The sequence below is a fragment of the Dethiosulfovibrio salsuginis genome, from assembly GCF_900177735.1.
Taxonomy (GTDB): Bacteria; Synergistota; Synergistia; order Synergistales; family Dethiosulfovibrionaceae; genus Dethiosulfovibrio; species Dethiosulfovibrio salsuginis.
The window spans coordinates 7,326-14,666 of the sequence record NZ_FXBB01000052.1 but is presented as its reverse complement, the minus strand read 5'-3'; the positions used below and the strand labels follow the sequence as shown (position 1 = coordinate 14,666).

At 41.3% G+C, this 7,341-nt stretch carries 6 protein-coding genes; 2 read left to right on the top strand and 4 right to left on the bottom strand.

Annotated elements, in window-relative coordinates:
* Positions 1 to 203 (bottom strand): IS66 family insertion sequence element accessory protein TnpA (tnpA, locus tag B9Y55_RS13540; RefSeq protein ID WP_407641451.1); only part of this gene is annotated, 203 nt, incomplete at its 3' end.
* A 136-nt stretch (positions 204 to 339) separates the two neighbouring features.
* Between tnpA and B9Y55_RS12415 the strand changes: the two genes are divergently transcribed.
* A complete protein-coding gene (locus B9Y55_RS12415; protein ID WP_159448355.1) occupies positions 340 to 729 on the top strand; it encodes an OB-fold protein in 390 nt (129 codons plus the stop codon).
* 133 nt (positions 730 to 862) lie between these two features.
* Positions 863 to 2,293, top strand: coding sequence for an ankyrin repeat domain-containing protein (locus B9Y55_RS12410; RefSeq protein WP_085545665.1), 1,431 nt, complete (start codon positions 863 to 865; stop codon positions 2,291 to 2,293).
* Positions 2,294 to 2,550: 257 nt separating this feature from the next.
* Here B9Y55_RS12410 and B9Y55_RS12405 read toward each other — a convergent pair whose 3' ends face one another.
* From B9Y55_RS12405 to B9Y55_RS12395, 3 genes are all read right to left on the bottom strand, one after another.
* The gene (locus B9Y55_RS12405; protein WP_085545664.1) at positions 2,551 to 4,749 is read right to left on the bottom strand and encodes a dynamin family protein; all 2,199 of its coding nucleotides are present in this window, start codon (positions 4,747 to 4,749) and stop codon (positions 2,551 to 2,553) included.
* Positions 4,750 to 4,751: 2 nt separating this feature from the next.
* Positions 4,752 to 6,332 carry a dynamin family protein gene (locus B9Y55_RS12400; RefSeq protein ID WP_085545663.1) on the bottom strand — a complete coding sequence of 527 codons (1,581 nt, stop codon included), beginning with the start codon at positions 6,330 to 6,332 and terminating at the stop codon, positions 4,752 to 4,754.
* 21 nt (positions 6,333 to 6,353) lie between these two features.
* Positions 6,354 to 7,341 (bottom strand): ankyrin repeat domain-containing protein (locus B9Y55_RS12395; RefSeq protein WP_200806682.1); only part of this gene is annotated, 988 nt, incomplete at its 5' end.

Here is a 7,341-nt window from a genome sequence, read left to right as displayed (position 1 = left end):
ACCGATGTCTTACGCTCCTGCTGTTGCGCCTCTTTGCAGGCAGCTTTGCGGACCTGGTTTTGGCGGTAATAATAGGTATGAACGTGGATTCCCTTGGATTTGCACCAGGCCCTTACGGTCATTCCGCTGGACCGACAGTCATTGATATGATCTGTCCAGATCTTTAAGGTCTCTGCTAGCTTAGCTTCTTGGTTCGTCATCATTGGTCTACCACCCCCGTACTGATTGAGTTCCCTTCAGTCTTCATCGTGGGGCGATTATCTCACGCCGATGATGATGCTACGAGGTACTGCTAGCTTTGACGCTTACGGTTGGATCGCTGTTTGCCTGGCTTGCGTCATGGTCTTTATGGTTGCACCTCCAGGTCTAGCTACAGATCAGGAGGAGGCTTTGGATGCCTCGTTCTTGATTTCTGAGATAGGCAAAAATAAACTCCGTTTTGAGAAAAAATACAAGGATAAGTTTATTGACGTTGTTGGGCATGTAGGGTCCATAGAGGAAGAGGGCAAGGGAAGCGACAAATCTATCGTGATTGACCTAGTAGGAAGTAAGGGAAGGGATAATCCCTTTAGCTATATTTCGTGCCATTTTTCTATAGATCAACTAGATGCATTGCTAGAGCTTAACAAAAGAGATCGTATTATCGTGAAGGGGGTCTATAGGGGGAGCCAGATTTTCGAGGTGGGAGCTCTTAGCCTTTTTGATTGCAATTTGATATTAACCCCTTAGATCCTTTTTTAATAGCTCCTGCGTTAACTCCAGGGAGCACTTAGAGGTTTTCTCTAGTGCTCCTTTCCTTTATCCACTGAAAAAGGCAACGACATTGAATTGTGTATGTTTTTAACAAGAAAGGGTGTCTTTTATGTTTAAAAAAATATGTTTTATAATGTTGTTTGTGTTGGCTAGCAGTTCTTTCTGCTATAAAGCTGCGGCAGATGGGGATTTTATATCTCTATGCAAGCATGGTTCTCCTAAGCAGGTTTTAGAGGCCATCAAAAAAGGGGCAAATGTAAACGCTGGGGACGAAATAACCCCATTGATAGCTCTTGCAGGATATAACAGGCCAGAGATTATTTCCATTCTTATAGAGGCGGGAGCGGATATTAATTATCGAGACGCTGAAGGGATGACCCCTCTGATGTATTTTGCATTGAATGATATGGAGCTCGAAAGCACAAGCCTTATCATTGAATCTGGTGCAGATGTTAATGCTAAGGACTATAACGGTAAGAGTGTATTGATGTATACCCTTGGTTCTATGGCAAGTCATGGTAATCCTTCGCTAATCCCTGTGCTCGTCAAAAACGGAGCGGATATCAATTACAGAGATCCTATGGGAAACACCGTTCTACAGTATGCAGCTCATATTGTAGGCAATTTTGGTTTAATTAAGGAACTTCTGGAAAATGGAGCTGATCCAAGAATAAAGAACGATAGCGGTGCTACAATTCTGATGGCTGCTGCAAGCAGGTCAGACGCAGAAACTGTGAGGTTTTTTTTGGATCTAGGTCTTCCTGTGGATGAAAAAGATGATCAAGGATTTACGGCTTTTATGCATGCTGCTATGAGTAACGGAAATCCCAAGGTTTTTGATGTCCTTATAAAAGCGGGAGCAGAAGTGGATAGACGAGATGGAGGTGGAGCTACTCCTCTTATAAACTCAGTGACTTCTCCTTGTGGCTCTCCTGAGGTGTTAAGAAGTCTTGTTCGGGGAGGAGCAAAGGTAAATGCAGTGGATAACGAAGGGAGAACAGCCCTAATTCGAGCATCTCAACATGCCTACGACCATGAGATGATAACGACCCTTATTGCTCTCGGAGCAGATATGACGATAAAAGACCGGGAAGGTAAAACCGCGCTGGATTACGCAATAGCTAGTGGACAGAATGAAGGAATTCTCAAGATATTGGGTAAAAAGCCCACTCCGACATATGAACTTATTAACTACAGAAAAGCTGTCTTTGAGGACTATCCCAAAGGAACTAGAGTCATTGTCAGAGGAGAGGTGTCTCAGGTCATAGGGAAAAATTTGTTAATAAACACTCGAAGAGAGCCCTATATTGGCTATATCGAAGATCCAGTTTACGTCAAGGTTGGAGAAAGGGTAAGAGCTCTTAAAAAAGATCTTTTTGTCGTTCAGGGAACTTACGAAGGGCTTGTAGATATCAAAGATATGTTCGGAAACACTGTCTCCATTCCTTCCATAAAGGCTCATAAATATGAGGCCCGGAAGCCTAATTTAGGTGACAATATAGAGAATCAAATGATCGATGATATTATGAGCGTTTTTTAGCTACGCTCGAAGGGGATCGAAAAATCCCTGGCGTAGAGCAGAACCTCCTCCTTGTGGTTCACAATCTATCCAGGAGGTTCCTGCTCTTGCCTTTTTAGGGTATGTCTCCTCTTCCTCCTCCACCGTAGGTAGGGGTTTTTGAGCTAGATCGGAAGCAAGTAACTTATTTCACGATGTGAAGATGATCTATGGATACGATTGCTGCGGTGTTTAGGACATGAACCAGAGCTGTAGGCTGGACCGTGACCAGCACCTTATCATATATATGTCCTAACGATGTTAGAAATATTTTCGATGGCTTCAAGGGTTTTGTTCTTTTCTTGAAGAGCTCTTCTGGTCTCTTCTAAATCTTTCTCTATATTGGCAAGTATATTCTCTAGAAAGCTGTCTCTGTGCTTTTTTAGAGTGGATGATATTTCTTCTGCTTTTGATTCTACCGCTGAGCTCATGTCACCTAAAACTTCCGCAATGGCATTTTTCTGAGCTTTTATTAGCGAATCTATATTGGAGTCCTCTACTTTATCTCCGCTGAACTGAGAAGATATTTTTCCTCCATAATCGTTATCACCAAAGTCGATAGATGGAATAGATATTGAGTTGATAGTTTTTTTAAGGGGAAAGAGTATATCGTCAGGATCGAAAGACGTATCACTCATGTCGAAAAGTTTGATCACTCCATTGTTAATGCTGTTTTGCATTTTAGGAAGATCTATGATATTTGCCATCTCTTCTTTAATCCTTTTCTCTGTCGTGATGGCAAAACATTCAACTTGTTCTACTGCATCATGGATATTTGCATATCGACTAACTATTTCTCGTTGTTCAGTTTTAGAACTGTTCCACCAGGAGAAGGGATTCCACCACTTTAATGCATTTACTTTGTATTCTTCAGTTCTTGTATTTTCCTTTGTTTCTATTTTTTTATATTCTAAGGATATCTCTTTTATCTCCGTTTTTAGTATTTCCATTTTTTTATTTAAACCTGTAATGGCATCATCAAAGGCATTCTCTATATGATTTCTGCCTCTTTTTAGACGGTTGGTTATCTCCATAGACTGCTTCTCCAGTGTTGCTATGTCATTTGTTTTGATTTTTTTATACATTATCTCTGTTTTTTCAATTAAATTATTGAGGTTTGATGTGAATGCGACTGATGCCCCTTTTTCAATATCCATTAGCCTATTTGCTAGAATTTCATCTTTTTCTGATTTTACTTCTTCTAAAATAGCTCTTGTTCTTGATATGTTGGAAAAATCCTCCAGCAAGGTTCTATCAAAAGAATACTTGTCGGGGTATAGGTTGTTATATAGCTGGAGGAAATGGGCTTCCTCCTCGTCCATATAATCAAAGTGTACTGACATTGCATAGGCCATAGATGATACAAAAACAGGCGGATTAGCCTTGATATTCATTAAAATTTCTCTTTCTTCTTCGTTTCTGCTCTTCTTAATCAGATTTTCTAGAAGATCTTCAACTCTCTTCTCGAGACCAGAGACAACTCCCTTCATTAGTTTAGGCAATGAAGAGTGCTTTTGCTTTTCTCCTATTAGAGTTGCGTCCACCTGGCTTCCAATCAATATGATTTTACTGATGCCTTTAGCAGGTAGGTTCTGTACAAGGAGCTCAAGATCGACGCTGTCTATAAACTGACTGCACTGACTAAGGACGAATACAACGTCGCACTCTCCTATTCTTTTTTTTGTCAATCTGCCTCTTGAAATTACAGGGTCGTTAATGCCAGGGGTATCAACTATCTCTATTCCTTCCATCTCTGGGACATTAGAAGATATAGTGGTGTTTCTGACTATCGGGGTGAATCGGCCGTTTGATCCTACATACTCCTGAAGCTTGCCCATTAGATCCTCCAGTGAGGATAAACCGATCAACTCCTCCTTCTGTCCTAGATGGGCTTTTAGGTCTATATTGGATCTCTGTGCCATATCAACTAGTTCTTTTGATGCCTTTATGTCATCGGGTATCTCCCTATCTATAGCTGCCTTAATTTGCTCTTTTGTTACGGGGGCGTCTTTACTCCCGAAAGGAGAGCTCGGGGCCTCCAGCATTCTTTTCTCTATATCTTTAGCCTGAATATCCCAATCTCTCGCTGCTTTCTCTATGGTATCCCAGTCCTCTTTTGTATAGAACTCGATAGTCGCCTTTATATTGGGAGCATGTTCTATGACCGTAAGGGCAGCGGTCATTGGGGTAGCTGCTTTTGGGAGGATGCCAGTCCCTCCAAATATCAGTGCGTTGAGGAAAGATGACTTGCCAGATTTAACCTGCCCTACTACTCCTATACGAAGTTTTCGTCCCTCTTTGGCTGCCTGTTCTATATCGGAATGAAGATCCTCCGTCAACGACTCTATCTTTGTGAGCTCCTGTTCTACGAAACTTCTGTATGGAGATAGTTCAGAGATAAGCCCGCTTACATTTTTTGACAGTTCGATTCTATCCATGTCTAAGATTCATCTCCCTTTGGGGTTACGATCATTTTGATTACGCCCTTGAAATAATCAACCGAATTTATTTTTACGGTGCATTGCCCACCGAGGGGAAAGATGTCTTTGATGTGATTGGAGTAGGTTTTATGTATTTCGGACTTGTGAAGCATTATTTTTTCACTTGAACCTATGTCAATGTAAACTCCAAACGCATCGGATCTGACAACTGTTCCTTCTTTTTTTCGATCGCTGTCCAGATCTACCAGTAGGTTCTGGTCTCGGGTAATTATTTCAGAGTATATCCCTGAAGTCTCATCTTTTTTTCTCTCGTCGTCTACGGAGATATAGCTCAGTACGGCGTTTATTTTTTCGTCCATTTGATGGCGGAGCTTGGAAAACTTTTGTATCAAAGATTGGGTAGACTCGGTTCCCTTACGAAGAGTTTTTGCTGAGTCTTTTAATGTTTGTAGGTCTTCTTCTGGTAGATTACCATCGCCTTTGATTATAGTTATGTTGAGTGACTTGATTATGCTTAAGCGCCGCTCTGTTTCCTTGCGAATATAGGTTGTTATTTCATCGAATACTTGGTCAAAACCGCGACTTAGTCTAGCGTATTTTTGCTTTGAATTGACGCTACTTAGGTAGTCTATCAAGCTATCTCCAAGTATTTCGTGAGGATCGATCTGGGAGCTATAGGCAACTACTCCCGCACAGGGGATTGATGCCTGGTTGAGTCTATCTCTGACCACCTTCATTATATTTTCTATATCCGATTTTATCTTTAGATCAGCTTTGTTGAGAATGAGAAAAATAGGTTTAGCACTGGAGAGGGATAGCTGCTTTAAGAAAGCTATATCCGACTCAGGGAGAGTGCCTTTGTTTATATCTAAAACCCATATCAGGTGATCTACGTGTCGGAGGTGTTCTAGAGCTTTTTTTTCGTCGGTGTTGTCTCCTCGCTCCAGTGAATCTGAGTTGCTATAGCCTGGTGTATCCAGCAAGGCTATGTTGACATAGTTGAAAGCTGGTGACTCCATCATCATTACGTCAACGATATGGCTAAATCCGATGCCATAGGCTCGGTTAAACTCATGGCTTATAGCGGAGATGGCCTCCCTGTCGAGAGAGACCTTATTTTTAAACGTGTTGAGGGCGTAGAGAGACTCATCATCTTTAGCCGATACTATATAGGTCGGAATAACCGTAGTAGGCCTAGGATCCGTCGGAAGAAGCTCCTCTCTCAAGAGAGAGTTTATAAACCTTGATTTTCCGGCACTGAAGCCTCCTGCTACTGCGACAACGTTTTTATTTGCTAGAGCTGGAAACTCTGCTGTGTCCTCTAGATCCATAAGGGCCTTGTCTATCTTTTTGAATAGCTCTGTCTCGTTGGGAATGCTTTCCAGTTTGCAAAGGTCTACAAAATCGTAGTTTATGAACTTATTTAGCTCCTTTAAGGGCATGGATATTTCTTCTGCTCTATCGCCTTTTGATATGAGACGGGATATCAACTGTAGCCCTGTCTTAGGTTGTTCTAGATAGCGATTTTTATGTATTTCCTCGATAGTTGCTGCGTCAGCTTCATCCCAAAGCGATGCCATACTAAGTCCTCCTATACTTCTCTATTTTTTTAGTTTTTTCTTAAAAAAGCCTATGATTATTGCAAATAGCTGATAGATAAAATGTACGGAGATAATGAATGCCATAACTGTCTCGATAGATTCTGGTATGTAATCTGAAACTATAGCTACAAAAAAAAGTAAAATAAAATCTATTCCCATTGACGCAAGTCTTCTTTTTGTAGTTGTCGATTTTTCTGAGATGTATTTTATGTTTATCATTGTAACTTGGTATGCAAGGTGACTTAAGATCAAAAGGCTTAAAATGCCCTTCAGAAAAGAAGGTATATAGTCTATAGTAAGTCCGATGCAGATAGCGACGAGAATATTGATTGAAATTAATTTAAACCTTGTTTTTGTTGGTATGCTATTTTTTTCTGTAAACAGGGCTCTTGTCTTTTTTATTAAATTATTATTTTTATTTATAATGTTTATTATGGAAATTGTTTTGGATTTGTCTCTATTCTCATTTTCTTTAGCGCCATATAGTGGCTTTTTGCCGTCATAACTCTTTGCATTAACGTCAGCCCCAGCCTCTATAAGCATCGCGATAATCTCGGGGTTTTCGTTCCATCTTGCTGCTTCATGGAGCGGATTCCTGTCAAATGTGTCTTTTGCCTCGATATCAGCCCCAGCCTTTATGAGTGTCGCGACGATCTCGGGGTTTTCGTTGTGTGCTGCTGCTACATGGAGCGGAGTCCCTTTATATATATTTTTTGCCTCGATATCAGCCCCAGCCTCTATAAGCATCGCGATAATCTCGGGGTTTTCGTTGTGTGCTGCTGCTCTATGGAGCAGAGTCTCGTCACTTGTGTCTTTTGCCTCGATATCAGCCCCAGCCTTTATGAGTGTCGCGACGATCTCGGGATTTTCGTTCCACGCTGCTGCTTCATGGAGCGGAGTCTCGTCACTTGTCTTTTTTGCCTCGATATCAGCCCCAGCCTTTATGAGTGTCGCGATGATCTCGGGGTTTTCGTTGTGTGCTGCTGCT